General features: G+C 45.8%; 17 protein-coding genes. 6 read left to right on the forward strand and 11 right to left on the reverse strand.

What is annotated here, in order from left to right; genetic code table 11:
* Positions 1–180: 180 nt before the first annotated feature.
* Complete coding sequence (gene pelA / locus ACSR9A_RS23580) at positions 181–1,131, reverse strand: pectate lyase (RefSeq protein WP_473759880.1); 951 nt, start codon at positions 1,129–1,131, stop codon at positions 181–183.
* 270 nt (positions 1,132–1,401) lie between these two features.
* On the opposite strand from pelA, the gene ACSR9A_RS23585 reads away from it, so the two are divergent.
* Genes ACSR9A_RS23585 through ACSR9A_RS23595 form a run of 3 tightly spaced genes read left to right on the forward strand, consistent with a single transcriptional unit; the run spans position 1,402 to position 3,863 of the window.
* Positions 1,402–2,190, forward strand: a complete 789-nt coding sequence (locus ACSR9A_RS23585) for a MerR family transcriptional regulator (protein WP_473759882.1) — start codon at positions 1,402–1,404, stop codon at positions 2,188–2,190.
* Positions 2,191–2,862 (forward strand): GNAT family N-acetyltransferase, encoded by a 672-nt coding sequence (locus ACSR9A_RS23590; RefSeq protein WP_473759883.1) that lies wholly within the window; start codon positions 2,191–2,193, stop codon positions 2,860–2,862.
* Positions 2,859–3,863 carry an alpha/beta hydrolase family protein gene (locus ACSR9A_RS23595; RefSeq protein ID WP_473759885.1) on the forward strand — a complete coding sequence of 335 codons (1,005 nt, stop codon included), beginning with the start codon at positions 2,859–2,861 and terminating at the stop codon, positions 3,861–3,863. The genes ACSR9A_RS23590 and ACSR9A_RS23595 overlap by 4 nt, the downstream gene beginning before the upstream one ends.
* 17 nt (positions 3,864–3,880) lie before the next feature.
* Here ACSR9A_RS23595 and ACSR9A_RS23600 read toward each other — a convergent pair whose 3' ends face one another.
* From ACSR9A_RS23600 to ACSR9A_RS23610, 3 genes are all read right to left on the reverse strand, one after another.
* Positions 3,881–4,228, reverse strand: a complete 348-nt coding sequence (locus ACSR9A_RS23600) for an Asp23/Gls24 family envelope stress response protein (protein ID WP_473759887.1) — start codon at positions 4,226–4,228, stop codon at positions 3,881–3,883.
* A gap of 380 nt (positions 4,229–4,608) precedes the next feature.
* Positions 4,609–5,097: an EVE domain-containing protein gene (locus ACSR9A_RS23605; RefSeq protein WP_473760242.1), complete on the reverse strand. Its 489-nt coding sequence runs from the start codon at positions 5,095–5,097 to the stop codon at positions 4,609–4,611.
* A 213-nt stretch (positions 5,098–5,310) separates the two neighbouring features.
* Positions 5,311–5,916 (reverse strand): pentapeptide repeat-containing protein, encoded by a 606-nt coding sequence (locus ACSR9A_RS23610; protein ID WP_473759889.1) that lies wholly within the window; start codon positions 5,914–5,916, stop codon positions 5,311–5,313.
* 160 nt (positions 5,917–6,076) lie between these two features.
* On the opposite strand from ACSR9A_RS23610, the gene ACSR9A_RS23615 reads away from it, so the two are divergent.
* Entirely contained in the window at positions 6,077–6,988 is a 912-nt protein-coding gene (locus tag ACSR9A_RS23615; protein ID WP_473759890.1) for a helix-turn-helix transcriptional regulator, read from the forward strand.
* Here ACSR9A_RS23615 and ACSR9A_RS23620 read toward each other — a convergent pair.
* The 5 genes from ACSR9A_RS23620 to ACSR9A_RS23640 all read right to left on the reverse strand — a co-directional run bounded on the left by ACSR9A_RS23620 (position 6,985) and on the right by ACSR9A_RS23640 (position 11,351).
* Entirely contained in the window at positions 6,985–7,536 is a 552-nt protein-coding gene (locus ACSR9A_RS23620) for a methylated-DNA--[protein]-cysteine S-methyltransferase (RefSeq protein ID WP_473759892.1), read from the reverse strand. The genes ACSR9A_RS23615 and ACSR9A_RS23620 overlap by 4 nt on opposite strands.
* Before the next feature lie 89 nt (positions 7,537–7,625).
* Positions 7,626–8,030 carry an Rrf2 family transcriptional regulator gene (locus tag ACSR9A_RS23625; RefSeq protein WP_473759893.1) on the reverse strand — a complete coding sequence of 135 codons (405 nt, stop codon included), beginning with the start codon at positions 8,028–8,030 and terminating at the stop codon, positions 7,626–7,628.
* A gap of 94 nt (positions 8,031–8,124) precedes the next feature.
* The gene (locus ACSR9A_RS23630; protein WP_473759895.1) at positions 8,125–9,891 is read right to left on the reverse strand and encodes a sensor histidine kinase; all 1,767 of its coding nucleotides are present in this window, start codon (positions 9,889–9,891) and stop codon (positions 8,125–8,127) included.
* Complete coding sequence (locus ACSR9A_RS23635; RefSeq protein ID WP_473760244.1) at positions 9,888–10,568, reverse strand: response regulator transcription factor; 681 nt, start codon at positions 10,566–10,568, stop codon at positions 9,888–9,890. The genes ACSR9A_RS23630 and ACSR9A_RS23635 overlap by 4 nt, the downstream gene beginning before the upstream one ends.
* Positions 10,569–10,799: 231 nt before the next feature.
* A complete protein-coding gene (locus ACSR9A_RS23640; protein ID WP_473759896.1) occupies positions 10,800–11,351 on the reverse strand; it encodes a hypothetical protein in 552 nt (183 codons plus the stop codon).
* 95 nt (positions 11,352–11,446) lie between these two features.
* On the opposite strand from ACSR9A_RS23640, the gene ACSR9A_RS23645 reads away from it, so the two are divergent.
* Positions 11,447–12,043 carry a TetR/AcrR family transcriptional regulator gene (locus ACSR9A_RS23645; protein WP_473759898.1) on the forward strand — a complete coding sequence of 199 codons (597 nt, stop codon included), beginning with the start codon at positions 11,447–11,449 and terminating at the stop codon, positions 12,041–12,043.
* A gap of 102 nt (positions 12,044–12,145) precedes the next feature.
* Here the strand turns inward: ACSR9A_RS23645 and ACSR9A_RS23650 are convergent, their stop codons facing one another.
* Positions 12,146–12,682, reverse strand: coding sequence for a ClbS/DfsB family four-helix bundle protein (locus ACSR9A_RS23650; protein ID WP_473759900.1), 537 nt, complete (start codon positions 12,680–12,682; stop codon positions 12,146–12,148).
* Positions 12,683–13,128: 446 nt separating this feature from the next.
* Here ACSR9A_RS23650 and ACSR9A_RS23655 point away from each other — a divergent pair, with 446 nt between their 5' ends.
* Positions 13,129–13,911: a GH12 family glycosyl hydrolase domain-containing protein gene (locus ACSR9A_RS23655; RefSeq protein WP_473759902.1), complete on the forward strand. Its 783-nt coding sequence runs from the start codon at positions 13,129–13,131 to the stop codon at positions 13,909–13,911.
* Positions 13,912–13,974: 63 nt separating this feature from the next.
* Here the strand turns inward: ACSR9A_RS23655 and ACSR9A_RS23660 are convergent, their stop codons facing one another.
* Entirely contained in the window at positions 13,975–14,550 is a 576-nt protein-coding gene (locus tag ACSR9A_RS23660) for a GNAT family N-acetyltransferase (RefSeq protein WP_473759903.1), read from the reverse strand.
* Between the last annotated feature and the right edge of the window lie 8 nt (positions 14,551–14,558).

Here is a 14,558-nt window from a genome sequence, read left to right on the forward strand (position 1 = left end):
TGCTCTCGCAATCCGCCTTCAACGACCATATCATAATTCGACACTGCTTGTAAGGAAAAAATCGAATAAGCCCGGAAAAACTCCTTGTAAAATCAAGGTTGTTTTCCGGGCTGTTCGCCGAATCATTCTCTTTATTCCTAAAACAAAAGCAATTGTTTATTGGACTTCAAGCATGTCCTATTATTTGGATGGCCAGTTTCCATACCATGCATAGCCTGTTCTTCTTTCTTGTTCGATGTCACTGAGCTTGTACTTTACAACACCATCACGACCCACAAAGATCGGTTTGTTGGTGTTAATCTCGTAGAAACGTGCCCAGATTGGCGTTTTCACACTGGAATCGCTGATTACAACGACATCATTGCTCGTTTTCTCCACGCGGATTCCCGTAATCTGCACTGCTTTGAACCAGTCTTCAGCGCCTTTAATTGCTGCCGCGATTTTCGCAGTGGACGTTCTCGTCTTCAGAAACTTCACAATGTTTACGCTCTCTTGGGCAGTGAGGGACGGCACTTCATAAATTCTTGCCGCGGCCGGCTTCAATGTGCTGGAATCATGCTGCTGGCCCCATGCTGTCAATTTGCCGCTAACTGTAACCTGCGTGTTCAAAATGCAGTCTACCCCTTTATCCACCGCTTGCTTGCTTTTGCCAGCCAGAGCGCTGTCGATAAAGGAGAAATCGCCTTTTTTGCTTGCGACCTCATCTAGTAAAATCAACACATTAATCATCGCATTATCATTGTAGGTAATATGTTGATGATAGCCGGAGCTTTGATACACTTGCGGAAATCCGCCATTAGAATATTGCATATTGATTAGGAATTGAATGCCCTTGATTGCCGCTGCGGAATATTTGCTGTCCTTCGTTTTCTGATATTCGCTAGCGAGCCTTCGAATTTCCGAATAAGTTGCCTTATTGTCGATTGTAGACTTGGACCACTCGCCACTAGTTTCAGAGTAGTCCTTTCTCCAGCCTCCATCCGCTTGCTGGTTTTTCAAAACATTTGATAGGCTTGCTGTGGTACCCGAAGCATCTGCCGCCATAACCGTTGTAAGCGGTTGCAAGATTACGGCTGGAGCTGAGAGAAGCAGGGTAAAAGCTAAAGCTACGGATACTGTACTTTTTTTCATCGAACAAATTCCCCTTTCGGATTTTCAAATAGTTGTAAAATATGATACATATTTACCTCTTCATTTTACTCAGTGTCCTGTTATTTGTCAATAATATCCTTGTAAAATATTGTATCTTTGTGTAGGAAACTGTCTAACGTTGGCGTTTTTCCAATCCTCTATAAACCTAAAAATAATAAATGAAGGAGACATGCTTGACCTTAGGTCAGACCTAAGGTATATAGTGAAGCTAATGAAGCTGTTCCCATCATAAATCTTAGGAGCGACATGATGAAAAATGACATTACCATCAGCAGTCTGGCTAAAATCATGCAGGTATCCGTTCATCAAATTCGTTATTTTGAAGAAAAAGGAATCCTTCAGCCTGCGTATATCGGTAACAACCAGTATAGAAAGTACGGCATGGATCAAATTTACCGGTTGTCTCATATTTTGCTGCTGCGGAGGCTCGGTGTGCCTGTCTCGTCCATAAAGGACTGCTTCGACACTTTTTCTTCCGAGCAATATGAGCAACTGCTGCATACCTCTTTGCTGGAAACTACTCAGGAGATTGCCAGACTTCAGGAGCTCCAGCGTTTAATTTCCAAAGTGCTGCAAGTACAGCAAGACTTTCATGCACATAGCAAGCCCTATCAGCTTAAACGGCAAATGCCTGTTCATTTGAGGTGCTGGCTCGCCAAGGATGAACAGACTAAGCTGCATGCAAGGCTGCTGGCTGAACAGGCTGCCCCTATTCCAGACTTGTTCGAGTCGGATATTTATTATGTGTACGACCAAGCATCCATCCTCAGGCTGTGCACCGAAATGACAGAGCCCAGCGACCTTGCCTTGCCTTCGGGAGACTATCTTTCCGCCCAATTCCAGGTGCTTGAGGGGGATGAGCTTGATCAACGCATCGAACAGTTTTACGGCTATGCAGCAGACCAAGCCTATGTTATGGAAGGACCGTTAATTCTTATTGAGAAATCCTATTTGTCCCTGTTTAGCCATGACAAACTCCATTACGAGCTGCTCAGCCGGGTTAAAGCGGGCTTGCCTGCCGAGCAAGGAGGTGAATAAATGAAGGCTTCTCCTATCGCAATTGAGCCGATGCGGGCCGAATATAATGGGCAAGTCGGCCAATTACTTGCGCTCGGCTTTCACAGCAAATTCCATACACTCGCAAAGTTGAATGACCGTATTCTCGCTCTCTTTTTCGAGAAGCTGCTTCGGCACTTTCCGAATGAACCCACAGCACTTAGAGTGGTAGCGGTACAAGCTGGAATAGTCGTAGGAACGCTGTACATCAAATGGAAGCCTGAGCCTGAGTCTGAGCTTTACGTCAGCACAGCGCAGTCAAAGCTTCTCCCATGGCGGGAATTCCGAATGTTTGGCAAATGGGCTTTATTCAAGCTGCTGCTTGGTTTGTATTTACTGTCGTACAAGCCGCAGGAGGGAGAATGTTATGTCGCAGACCTATCGGTTCATCCTAATCATCAAGGCAAAGGCATCGGCAAGCTGCTGCTGGGGTGGGCGGAGCATTATGCCCGTGCCCAACCACTTTTTAAAGTGCTAAGTCTGCACGTTGCCAGCCAGAACCCGGGAGCAAAACGGTTATATGAACAGCTTTCCTTCCAAACCAATCGGAAAGAGCACAGCCTGCTAAAGCATGTCTTGTTCCGTGAATTGGAATGGGAATATATGAGATATAAGCTGCACGACAATGAATTCCCCACTAAGGAGACACTATGAAAAAGAAAATAGGCATTGCCCTTATCGTTATTTTATTGCTTATAGGCAGTTCGACCCTCTATGTATTGCAGCAAAATAGCTTTGATATGATAGAGCGAACGATACAGATTTCCAGCCCTCAAGGCCAATTAACCGGCACTTTAGCATTGCCTAAACACGCTTCCGGAAAGCTAGGGCTCGTGTTGTTCATACACGGCGACGGCCCCATTAATGCCTCTCATCAGGACGGGTACAAGCCGCTTTGGGAGCGGCTTGCTGCCCAAGGCTACGCTTCCTTGTCCCTCAATAAGCGGGGAATTGACGGTTCTGCTGGCAATTGGCTCAATCAGAGCATCGATGACCGGGTAGAAGAGGCGCAGCAAGCTTTAGCCTGGGCCAGAACACAGACCATGATTGATCACACAAAAATTGGCGTATGGGGCGCCAGTCAGGCTGGCTGGGTCATTCCGAAGCTTGTGGAAAAAGAACAGCTTGCTTTCAGCATTCTAGTATCCCCCGCCATCAACTGGCTGTCTCAGGGTCAATACAACACTCGCAAACAAATGAAAAAGGATGGGTATTCAGAGGATGATATTGCAGCCCGCATAGCATATGAACAGCAAATAAATGAGCTTCTAAAACGCAATGCCCCTTATGAGGAATACGTAAACACGGCGCAGCAAGGCGACATAATGACAAAGGATAGATGGACATTTGTGAGCAAAAACTTTTTATCCGACGCCGCGAGCGATTTGGCTCATTTCCGTTCGCCAGTGCTTCTGCTGCTTGGAGAGGACGATATTAACGTGGACATAAAAGAGACTGAACAGGTGTATCGTGCTAGCGTGGATCCGTCGCTGCTTACTGTCGCTATCTTTCCAAATACAGAGCATTCCATGCTAAGCACGAGCACCGCTAATTCGAATCTAAAAGCGGTCTTCATGAGTCTTTTTGCGCCAAGAAAGCTGACCGTCAGCGAATATATGGACCAGATCGAGCTTTTTGTAAAAAAGCTTTCTTGACTGGAGCTAAATTCAAGCTACTCTTTTAAGGCTATTCCTTGAACTCTCACGTTTACAGCATGAATGGATAGCCCTGTTAACGTTTCAATGGCTCCTCTTACATTATGCTGCAAATCGCTGCATACATCCTGCATTTTAAAACCGTAATAAACAATGATTTTTAAGTCGATTTCCAGCTTTGCTTCTACCATTTTTAGCTCAATGCCATTTTGCAGGCTTTTCCCGCTTAACTTTTTGGTGATGCCTTCTACCACACCTGTCGCCATAGCAGCGATACCGCTGGTGGCGCTTGCCGTTTTGCCAACTATTTTAGATATGGCGTCATGGGATATATTAATTTTTCCTAGCACATTTTGAATGAACATGCGGCTCTCTCCTTTCGTAATCAGAAACTTTTCTCTATGCTGCCCATACGGTCACGGACTGATATATCTAACGAAAAAGTGATACAGTATAGTATCAATTAGTTATATTTTAAATCATTTTAGATGAAATTTCAACCAATCCAGAACTGATAGCTTGAGCCTTGAGCAGACATCAGCCAAAGGGTACTCCCTTAAAAATGGGAAACAGCTGCGTAATATCGCGTCTGCTTCCTATTTCCATTCTATTACTTCGCTTAAAATAGTCTACCCCTTTATCTACCGCTCGCTCGCTCGCTTGCTTGCTTTTGCTAGCCAGAGTGCTGTCGATAAAGGCGAAATCGCCTTTTTTGCTTGCAACCTCATCCAGCAAAATCAGCACATTAAATCTTTAGCGCTTCATCCATGCTTTCCCCCAACATTTTTGTAGCAATGGTCAAAAAATCCGCCTGGCTGATTTTAATTTGTCCGAAGCGCAGGCTATAACCCCAGTTGCTCTTTCCACTCGTAAACGTCAATTCGTCCAGCAGACCCGAGATCTTTACATTGTGGCAGGGCAGGAAATGAACGTCCCGCCGAAAAGGAATAAACGTTTCCGACATTTGGTGCGAATACACCCGATTATCGATTAGCTGCCCTATAGCGGTAAACGCCTGCAGTGCTTCTCCTCCGTTCATCTCCGTACGCGGCGAATAATAAATGAGCCAATCTCCAGCGCGCATCCGCTTCAGCGCAGCTTCCTTGCCGTGGCAAAGCTGGGCGAATCCCCCTTCCACACCAATCCGCACATGAGCCTCCGATATGACGCCGATCCAATAACGGCGCTGCTCCAGTGGATTGCCCGCTCCTACGAAAAATCCATCCTCCTCCATCGTTAACGCAAGCTGTGTCGGTCGCTCACGGCGTCCACTTTCCGTCATTTCTTCGAGCATCCTCATTATCTCCCTCGTATCGTATGCATCATTTCGTATCATACATGCTCTCTCTCCTTTGCACTTTGTAAAACTAACTATACAAAAACACTACTGACAGCTTAATGTCAGTAGTGTTGATCGTTTTTTCAAGCTCATTCCATTTGGTTTACATTAATTGATGATTGCTCCATAGGATCGCAGAAAAATAACGGCCTGTTCACTATCCATGCGGACCCCTTTTAAATCAAGGCCCTTTAAATCAATCCCATCCAGCTTGGCGCCTCTTAGATCAGCCCCCTTTAGCCTAGCTTTGCTTAAAGATAAACGCGTCAAATCGGCATCTCGTAAATCCGCCTTTTCCAAATTAGCATCCGTAAAGTCGGCCTCCAAAAAACGGACGCCTCTTAAATCTTGCTTGGCAAATCGGGCATGCCTTAAGTTCGTATAAGCCCAGTCTCCTTGAGCAATCGTAATCCCGTCCATTTGAGCACTTGAAAAGTCCGATCCTGTCATCTTGCAAGCGTTGAATATAGATACAAACAGATTGGCATCGTTGAACTTGCAATTTTCGAAGGCTGTCCCCGTATGAACGGAGCCGTTTAAAGCTGTCCCGCGAAAATCGCATTCGACGAAACGGCAGTTGGTCGTAACCACTTCTTCCATAGAAGTATTCGTAAAGGTGCATCTCGTAAACGTACAGCGAAATAATTCGCCATATCGCAAATCACGTCCATCAAACTGAACCTCATTGTAGGACTGTTCCTTGTATTGGTACAAAAATAACCCTCCCGCTCTGTTTTTTAATAAAAAGTCTCTTTTATACAATTGGATTTGCTCGTTTATGTCCATCGACATATTTAAAGTTATCATATAGAATGATGACAACTGTATGTCATAGTTTTTTTCGCAAAAAAAATAAAAAATAAGGATGGATGCCTTGAAGATTGATCGTTTATTATCCATCGTTATGCTGCTGCTTGAGCGTAATAAGGTCAGTACTTCTACCCTTGCGAAAATGTTTGAAGTTACTCCTCGTACGATTTTTCGAGATATTGAAGCGATAAACCGGGCAGGCATTCCCATCATTTCTCATCCTGGTGTTCATGGTGGCATTGGCATTATGGAAGCCTACAAAATAGAAAAAAAGCTGTTTACCGTATCAGATATAACAGCTTTATTAATTGGGCTTAATAGTATTCAGGCTTCTATGTCCAGTGAAGAAATTCTAACGACGATTGCAAAAGTAAAGGGGCTCGTTTCCGAAGAGCAGATGAAGGATTTTGAAAGCCAAATTTCTATTGATCATACTTCTTGGCTAGGTAATGGCAGCGCAAAGCCGAACTTCGAGGAAATGAAAAATGCGATTCATGAGAAGAAGCTGCTGTCTTTCAAATATTCTGACCAAAACAGCAGGCGGACACAGAGAAAAATCGAACCCTATCGTTTAGTACTGAAAAATTCACATTGGTATTTACAGGGCTATTGTACGGTTCAACAGGATTTTCGCACGTTTAAATTATCTCGCATTTCAGCTCTAAAACCCCTTAATGAAAGCTTTGTGCCAAGGGAAATTGGGCCAGAGCTGTTCGAAATGACCGAAAAACATACAATTACCATTAAACTTCTAATTGATGAATCGCTGCGTGACTTTATGGTGGAGTACTGTGGAGAGCAAAACATCCAGCCTCATGGAGAAAATAAATGGCTCGCTACCTTTCCATTCAAAGAAAATGACCTCGGATATGGTTATTTGCTTGGCTTTGGTCATAAATGCGAATGCCTGGAGCCTGAACATGTACGCTTGGAGCTCATTCGAAGAATCAATCAATTAAAGGATATGTACAGCTAAAATTGAAATCTCGCATGACCGCCGTCCGCTATGCCTTCAATGCGCTCCAGCGCAAGCAGCCTGCGCTTCATCGCAAGTCCCCCGCGAAAGCCTGTCAGCTTGCGGTCAGCCCCGACAATTCGGTGGCAGGGCAGCAAAATTGGAATCGGGTTCGCGCCATTCGCAGCACCGACAGCCCGTACTGCCTGAGGCCTTCCAATGGCTGCTGCAATATCGCCATAGGTTCGCGTCTCGCCGTAAGGCACCTGACCAAGCGCCGTCCAAACTTGCTGCTGAAAGGTCGTCCCGATTAAATCGAGCGGTATTTCCGCAAACGAGCTGCGTTCCCCGGCAAAATAACGCTCCAGCCCATCCACAATGCCCATGCGTCTAATCGCCTCCGCATCTTCCCGCGGCTCCTTGCCGGGCGCTGCTTTGTTCATCCAAACGCGCCAGCTTTCCAAATTCTCATGCGGAAATATAATTCGGCAGAGCCCAAGCTCTGTTGCAAGCAATATCCACCTTTGGCCCTCAAGCTCGAGTGCCATCCACATCATATCCGTTCTCATTAGCCCACTTCCTTTCCAATCCCTGTTATGAAAAAGAAACCCACAGCCTACACGCTTCTACTCCAAGCGTCCAGTCTATGGGCATCCGTCTATGCTAAGTGTACCTGCATTTTTTGAGCAAGCTCAAATATCGTTTGATTTCTTAGATGCTCCTCCATCTTCTCCTCGGCCGACACCATCACCTGTTGAATTAAACAAGTAGAAGGATGATCAAGCGAGCAATCAAACAAGGAGGCTGTGCCTTCAATGGCATGAATAATATCCAAAAACGATATTTGTTCCCAATTGCGTTTTAGCTTATATCCACCGTTAGCACCTGAAGCAGATTCAATCATGCCTGCCTTAACCAGCTTGGTCAAGATTTTGGACAAATAGGTAGGCGATACCTGCTGCCGCTCGGCTAGCTGTTGAACACCCACTGGCTTATCCGGGCTGGTTGCCACAAGAAAGAGCATCGTATGAAGAGCATAGTTAGTAGCTTTTGAATATTTCATGCGGGTCATTCCCCTCAATACAAGACTTCATTTATCTATATTAGCTGTTGTCAGCCTGGCTAGTCAAGCTTGCCCAGTGGCTGACATTCCAGGTTTAACAGGAAAAAATGGCTGTAAATTTCACGCCCTGCTCGGTATTTTGAGCCTGATACTCGCTTTCATGCAGCTCCAAAATCCTTTTCACAATAGAGAGCCCTAGTCCCGTGCCTCCCGTTCGCCGATTGCGCGAGCTTTCAACGCGGTAAAAACGCTGCCATATTTTCTCCAGCTTTTCCTCAGGAATCGTATCGCCAACATTTTCAATGGAGAAAAACAGCCTGCTCCCTCTCCCCTCGATCTGGATGGTAATGGCGCTGTTATCCTGTGCATGCTGAATCGCATTGCTTATAAAATTCGAGAGCACATGCTTCATCCATCTCATATCGGCATACAGCGGAAGCTCGTTGCTCGTCATAACGGTAGCTTCAAGCTGCTTGTCCTGCAGCATATGGACATAGTTTCCCGTCACTTCCTCAAGCACCTCGCTAAGCAAAAATGTGCTTTTTCGCAGCTTGAACGTATCGGATTGCAGCGTAGCCAAATTGAGCATATCCTCCACGAGCATTTCCATGTTCTGTGCTTCCTCTACAATCACTTTTAAATAGTGATCCTGTTTTCCAGCCCCTACGCCATCCTGCAGCCCTTCGCTGAAGCTTTTCACAATACTAAGCGGCGTTTTCAGCTCATGGGATGCATTTGCGAAAAACTCCTGCTGAACCTGCTCCATCCTGTGCTTCTCCTCAATATCTTGGACAAGCTGCTGATTGGCCTTCTTTAGATCTCCTAAAGCGGTGTCCAAGCTGCGCGAAAGCGTATGAAGGCTGCTTGATAAGCTTCCCAGCTCATCGTTTTGCCGAATCGGCTCATGCACGCTAAAGTCGAGCTGTACCATCCTCTTGGCCGCATTATTCATCGAAATGAGCGGACGGGTAACCATTTTTGAAAAAAAGAACGATAAAATGACGATGAGGATAAATCCCCCTACGCCCAAATAGATATAAAACCACCGCAAAGCTTCATTCGTTTCGCCTATTTCCTGCAGCGAGGTGACCGAAAACAGCAAATCCACTTCTCCCGATTGCTGCTCTACGGGATAAATCATAACCGAATTGCGGACACCGGACCATGTTTGCGTCCACTTTTCCTCCACAACTTCCCTGCTTTCGAGCTTTTCCCTTCGCTCCTCACTGAGTGGAAACCAATCGCTGATGGCATCCAGCATAATGCCTTGCCGCGTCGTATACGTACGTGAAACGGGTTGAATCAATTCGGTGACGACGCCGGTAACCTGTTTATACTCGCCCCCCAGCGTTTCATTGGAAGGGGAGCCTACACTCGGGTGATCCGTTTTGTGGATGCGGAGCGGGTAAAGCACTTGATTCATCGATTCTACCCCAGACTCCATCTCCCCCTCCACCGTTACAACATTCCCTGTCTGAATGCCAGCTGCCCGAAATTCCGCCTCGAAGTTATTCAAGAACAAGGACAAGGGAATGACATACACATTTTGATCGTCCGCCTTCAATGTAATGTGGTAAGGATCATCCATTCTCACTTTTCCATCCAATGTTAAAATGGCGAGCTGGGTTTTATTTTGCAGCATGAAACGGGCGGCTTCATTCGACGTTTTGCTGGAGCTCCAGCCCGTCTCGGCATAGTTTTGGGCAAATTTCGCCAGCTGCTTTTCGTTGCGGCTTATTTTCTGATTTTCATAAAATTGGTCAAACAGCAGCAGCTGACAGAGGATAACCATGCCGTAAAAACAAAGAAAGAAGACAACAGTCATAATAAATAGTTTAAAAGTGACTCCGCGCTTCTTCATGACTCCTCCTCAAATTTGTATCCCGTGCCAATAACGGTGCGAATATGCCGAGCCTCAAAGCCCAGCTTGCTGCGAAGCTTCTTAATATGAGAATCAACGACACGGGAATCCCCTTCAAAATCCATTCCCCAAATTTGGTTCAAAATGACGTCCCTACGCAAAACAATGCCTTTATTTCGAACTAAAAATAACAGCAAATCGTATTCTTTGGGCGCAAGCACCACCTCGGCGCCGTTTACATCCAAGCGGTGCGCCGTCAAATTAAGCAGCGCAGCGCCAAACTTTAAACTATTCGGCTGCAGCACGACGCTGCCCTCCACCCGTTTCATTAAGGCCGATGCCCGCGCCAGCAGCACCTTTGGACTGAAGGGCTTCGTCACATAATCGTCGGCTCCTAATTCGAACCCCATAATTTTATCTTCATCGCTGGACTTAGCCGTCAATAAAATAATCGGAACAGCCAAGCGGCTCCTCACCTGCCGGCACACCTCGAAACCATCCAATTGCGGCATCATAATATCCAGAATGATCAGATCGGGCTGCACGGTTTCGAGCCAAAGCAGCGCTTCCTTGCCATTTTCCGCCTCAAATACGCGCCAGTCGCTCATCTTGAAATAATCGGCTATCACTTCCCGAATCAAGCTTTCATCTTCCACTAGCAATAACGTTTTATTCATCATTTGAGTTCCTCTTCTATCCATATTGATTTTCACTTTAACAATCAGCTATGGCTTTTATGTGCCCATGCCACTCTGAGCAGGTCGATCATATCTATTATACCCATTCTCTTTTCAGGAGGTAGGGCTTGCAGCATAGCTGTATAGCAAAAAGAACGAAGCACAGCTGATCTTCCAAGAGGAAGAAACACCCTGCTCCGTTCTTATCATTCATATTCACCTGCCCGTTAGTCAACCGGCCTTCTCATGAGTCGCTTTAGCCTTTCTTGGCCAGATCGTGTAGCTGAAGCTGATTACAAAATCAATGCCAAGCAGCACTGTCCACCATTCAATAACCTGCTTTAAGCCCACAGTCTGGGCCCTCTCATTAACCAATGCAATCATCCCATACAGTACTGCACATCCAATGGCCCAAGCGACAAGATGGCGAAACCAGCCTAGCCGCTCATTGCGGGCATGCTCTTCACCTATTTTCGCTTTCTTCTGTGGTGCCGGGCCTCCGGCAAAGCGATGGGCGAACCGCACATCTGCCCAGCGGATCATGGAATGACCATATGCGAGCGAACAGCCGATATATATGGCAGCAAGCCCGTGAATAAAGCTCGCCTCTGCTCCGCCGCGAAGGTGAATAACTGTAGCGGCAAGCAGCACCAAATCGATAACAGGCGTGCAGAACAGCAGAAAGGCTCCAAGCCTAGGGGAACGCAGCATATAGCGACTGACCAGACCTGCCAGCACAAACACCCAGAAAGCAACTTCACAGCCAATAATAAACACGGCCATTTGAATTCCCGCCTTTTTAATACAAATGTATTATTTAAAACTAATGTCATTATAGCTCAATTGTATTAAAAAAACAACTGCGCTATAATACACTCATGCCTAAAATTGTCGATCACAACAAACGAAAAAAACAAATCGCCGAAGCCGTGTGGCGCATTATTGTCAAGGAAGGGCTGGACAGCGTCTCCGTACGCCGCGTTGCCGATGAGATGACCATGTCGCTTGGCTCCATTAGACATTATTTTAATTCGCAGGATGAATTGCTGAGCTTTTCCATGCAGCTTGTTTCGCAGCGGGTAAATGAGCGTATACAAGCGCTGCCCTTTACCGGAATGGTCCGTCAGGATATGGAATTGGTCATTTGGGAGCTAATGCCTCTGGAGGAAGTAAGCATGCAAGAAGCGCAGATTTGGCTCGCCTTTGCAGGAAGGGCGTCCGTAAGCGAAGTGATACGAGCGATAAGCCTCAGCACCTATGAGGAAATTTACAGCGGCTTAAGAAGATCGTTCGAGAGTCTTATCCAACAAGGGGTAACGATAGCAAATTTAGATGCCGAATACGAAACGGCAAGGCTTCACGCTTTGGTGGATGGCCTTGTCGTGCATGGCGTTACCTATCCAGAGCGATTCAGCAAGGAGCTGATGAAAAGCATCGTTTCTCGGCATCTCGATACCTTGGTTAAAATCCCTTAGGGATTGGATGTTTTTTTAAAATTGGAGATGCCCTGTTAGAAGCTGTTAATTCAACAATATCGCTGATTCGATTTACGTAATGGCTACCATAGGTATCGTGTGCTATGGGGCTAATGTTTCCCGCTTTATATGATATTTTTTCCATTTCCTTATTTTCGTACGGAATGATTTAAATGGAGCCGCCGAATTAATATGAATCCACCGGATCATTGGCCAGTTTTCCTTGCTGCCTGTCCAATGGCGAGTGCCTTGTATAAACAGCTCATCCTCGGTTAATGCGTCAATCCATTCCAGCCAGCGCTGCTCCTCCTTCCGAAATAAGTCTCTAAGCTCCGTCAGGGAAAGGGCAGCGTACCGCTCGTAAAAGGACTGGTACAAGCTACCAAGCTGGTTCCATTTATGATTTGGAGTCGGCATAATGGCCTGGCGCCCTGCTTTCTCATCCATATCCCAGCCCATCACAATACCAAGCCAGCCTAACTGGTAAGCGATTATTTCAGCAGGCGTTTTATCCACGTCCGGTATTCTATCATCCTTTTGATCATTGCTGATTTCATCAAACTCCTTGTCCAGCAGTAAATAATTGGAGTGGATGACTTCCAGCAATTCCTTTTTGGATGTATATTCATAGCTCGCCATAATATCACTCCTCTTTTTCATTTCAGTTATATCACATCTGTGTACAATTTTGCATTATATTTCTAATCACTAGCGTTGCATTAAATCGTAGTGCTCTTCATGTCTACGACGGATCTGAAGCTAACATCACTTTGAACCATTGTTTTTTATTAGGTTGTATGGTCAATCGTCCTATCGTATAGCTGTTAACTATTTGGCGCGGCGATGAACATTCAGTATTTGTTATAAATTACATATTTTTGTTATATGATATCGTTTTACTTGGGAATATAATCTAGTTGACCCGTTACTGATATCAACTTTCCACTTCTAAGTACCTTGCGCAGTAGGGGGTACTCATTGTATAGCAAAGGAGGTATGCCAAGCTCTCTTGTTCACAAAGATAAATAGAGACTTAGCGGATAGTTAGAGGGCAGCCAGATTGAACCTGAAGGAGGTAATCATAAATGAAAGCTAGATTTAATAATTTGGGCAAAAAAGGAATTATTCTCTTGACATTAATCATAAGCATGCTCATCGGCACGGTAGCTTATGCCGCATCATCGTCAACACCTTATGCCCAACTGTTCTGGGGTAATAATAAGTACTATGTGTTTAACAACACTTGGGGCAGTGGAACCGCCGGCTCGGGTTGGTGGGAGAGTATCTATTATAATAACAACTCTGACATGGGTTGGTCTTGGGACTGGAAAACATCGAATCCTAATGATGTGAAGGCGTATCCTAGTATCGTAACTGGCTGGCAATTCTCCAATAGTATGACTCCCGGAAGCGGCTTGCCAACGCGAATTTGGGATGCTAAAAACATTAATGCCTCGGTTAATTACACGCTAAGCGCCAATGGTAATTATAATGCGGCTTATGATGTATGGTTCCACACCACTAATGCGGTTACTGGAACATCTACCCCTTCCGATGAGCTGATGGTCTGGCTGAATTCAACCAATGCGTGGCCGCTGGGTTCTTATGTGGAGACGGCTACGGTTGGAGGTACAACTTGGAATCTGTATAAAGGCACACATCCATCTGGCTGGAATGTGTACTCCTTCGTCCGTACAAGCAACACATCGAGCAGCAGCCTTAACCTGAAGGACTTCATCAACCATGTCGTTTATTATAAAAACTGGATGAGCAATTCAAAGTATGTTACTGGCGTTCAATTCGGAACTGAAATTTTCACTGGAAGCGGGAGAATACACATTCAAAACTATTCTGTAATGGTACAATAGCAACTAGCGCGGAAGAGACACCCTGCCGGGTGTCTTTCTTATGTCTGGCTCGCTTGTAAAGCTTTAAAATTCATACCCTTTGACCTTCGCATAGACACAAGCATTTGCAAGCTCGCCTGTCTGTTCGCGGGCAGACTTTCGCAAAATACCCTCCAACGTAAAGCCCGCTCGCTCCGCTACTCGCGCACTGGCGCGGTTCATCTCATTACAGTGAATTTCGATTCGGCTAGCCTTCAGCTCCTGAATCGCAAAGTCGGTAATTCCATTTACAGCCTCCGTCATCAAACCTTGGCCGAAGCGCGACGTTCTAAGCCAATAGCCGATTTCAAACCTCCGCACATCCCAGTCAAACCGGTGCAATCCGCTGCTGCCGACGAATTCACCCGTCTGCTTATCGAACAAATGCAGCGGCAAATCGGTTCGCTCCAAAAAATTCAACCGGGCTTTCCGCACATAAGCTTCCGATTGCTCTACGGTAGGCATGGTTTGTGCAAATGGCATCCACGGCCTTAACTGCTCCAAACTTTCCCCAATCGCTTCATTGCAAAAAATACCGTCCCCCCACTGTGGAGCCCGAATGAGCAAGCGCTCTGTTTCAAATGATTCAGGGAAAGAAATTAGAATGGGATTTTCGCTCATTTCTCAGA

The organism is Paenibacillus sp. R-74696, assembly GCF_055814915.1.

Bases quoted from the DNA above. Each gene is read 5' to 3' on its own strand.
- ACSR9A_RS23640 (WP_473759896.1), bottom strand. From the start codon at position 11,351: ATGGCCGTGTTTATTATTGGCTGTGAAGTTGCTTTCTGGGTGTTTGTG.
- ACSR9A_RS23650 (WP_473759900.1), bottom strand. From the start codon at position 12,682: ATGGCGAGCTATGAATATACATCCAAAAAGGAATTGCTGGAAGTCATC.
- ACSR9A_RS23625 (WP_473759893.1), bottom strand. From the start codon at position 8,030: ATGAAATATTCAAAAGCTACTAACTATGCTCTTCATACGATGCTCTTT.
- ACSR9A_RS23600 (WP_473759887.1), bottom strand. From the start codon at position 4,228: ATGTTCATTCAAAATGTGCTAGGAAAAATTAATATATCCCATGACGCC.
- ACSR9A_RS23585 (WP_473759882.1), top strand. From the start codon at position 1,402: ATGAAAAATGACATTACCATCAGCAGTCTGGCTAAAATCATGCAGGTA.
- ACSR9A_RS23620 (WP_473759892.1), bottom strand. From the start codon at position 7,536: ATGAGAACGGATATGATGTGGATGGCACTCGAGCTTGAGGGCCAAAGG.
- ACSR9A_RS23595 (WP_473759885.1), top strand. From the start codon at position 2,859: ATGAAAAAGAAAATAGGCATTGCCCTTATCGTTATTTTATTGCTTATA.
- ACSR9A_RS23655 (WP_473759902.1), top strand. From the start codon at position 13,129: ATGAAAGCTAGATTTAATAATTTGGGCAAAAAAGGAATTATTCTCTTG.
- ACSR9A_RS23635 (WP_473760244.1), bottom strand. From the start codon at position 10,568: ATGAATAAAACGTTATTGCTAGTGGAAGATGAAAGCTTGATTCGGGAA.
- ACSR9A_RS23630 (WP_473759895.1), bottom strand. From the start codon at position 9,891: ATGAAGAAGCGCGGAGTCACTTTTAAACTATTTATTATGACTGTTGTC.
- ACSR9A_RS23645 (WP_473759898.1), top strand. From the start codon at position 11,447: ATGCCTAAAATTGTCGATCACAACAAACGAAAAAAACAAATCGCCGAA.
- ACSR9A_RS23590 (WP_473759883.1), top strand. From the start codon at position 2,191: ATGAAGGCTTCTCCTATCGCAATTGAGCCGATGCGGGCCGAATATAAT.
- pelA (WP_473759880.1), bottom strand. From the start codon at position 1,131: ATGAAAAAAAGTACAGTATCCGTAGCTTTAGCTTTTACCCTGCTTCTC.
- ACSR9A_RS23605 (WP_473760242.1), bottom strand. From the start codon at position 5,097: ATGGAGGAGGATGGATTTTTCGTAGGAGCGGGCAATCCACTGGAGCAG.
- ACSR9A_RS23660 (WP_473759903.1), bottom strand. From the start codon at position 14,550: ATGAGCGAAAATCCCATTCTAATTTCTTTCCCTGAATCATTTGAAACA.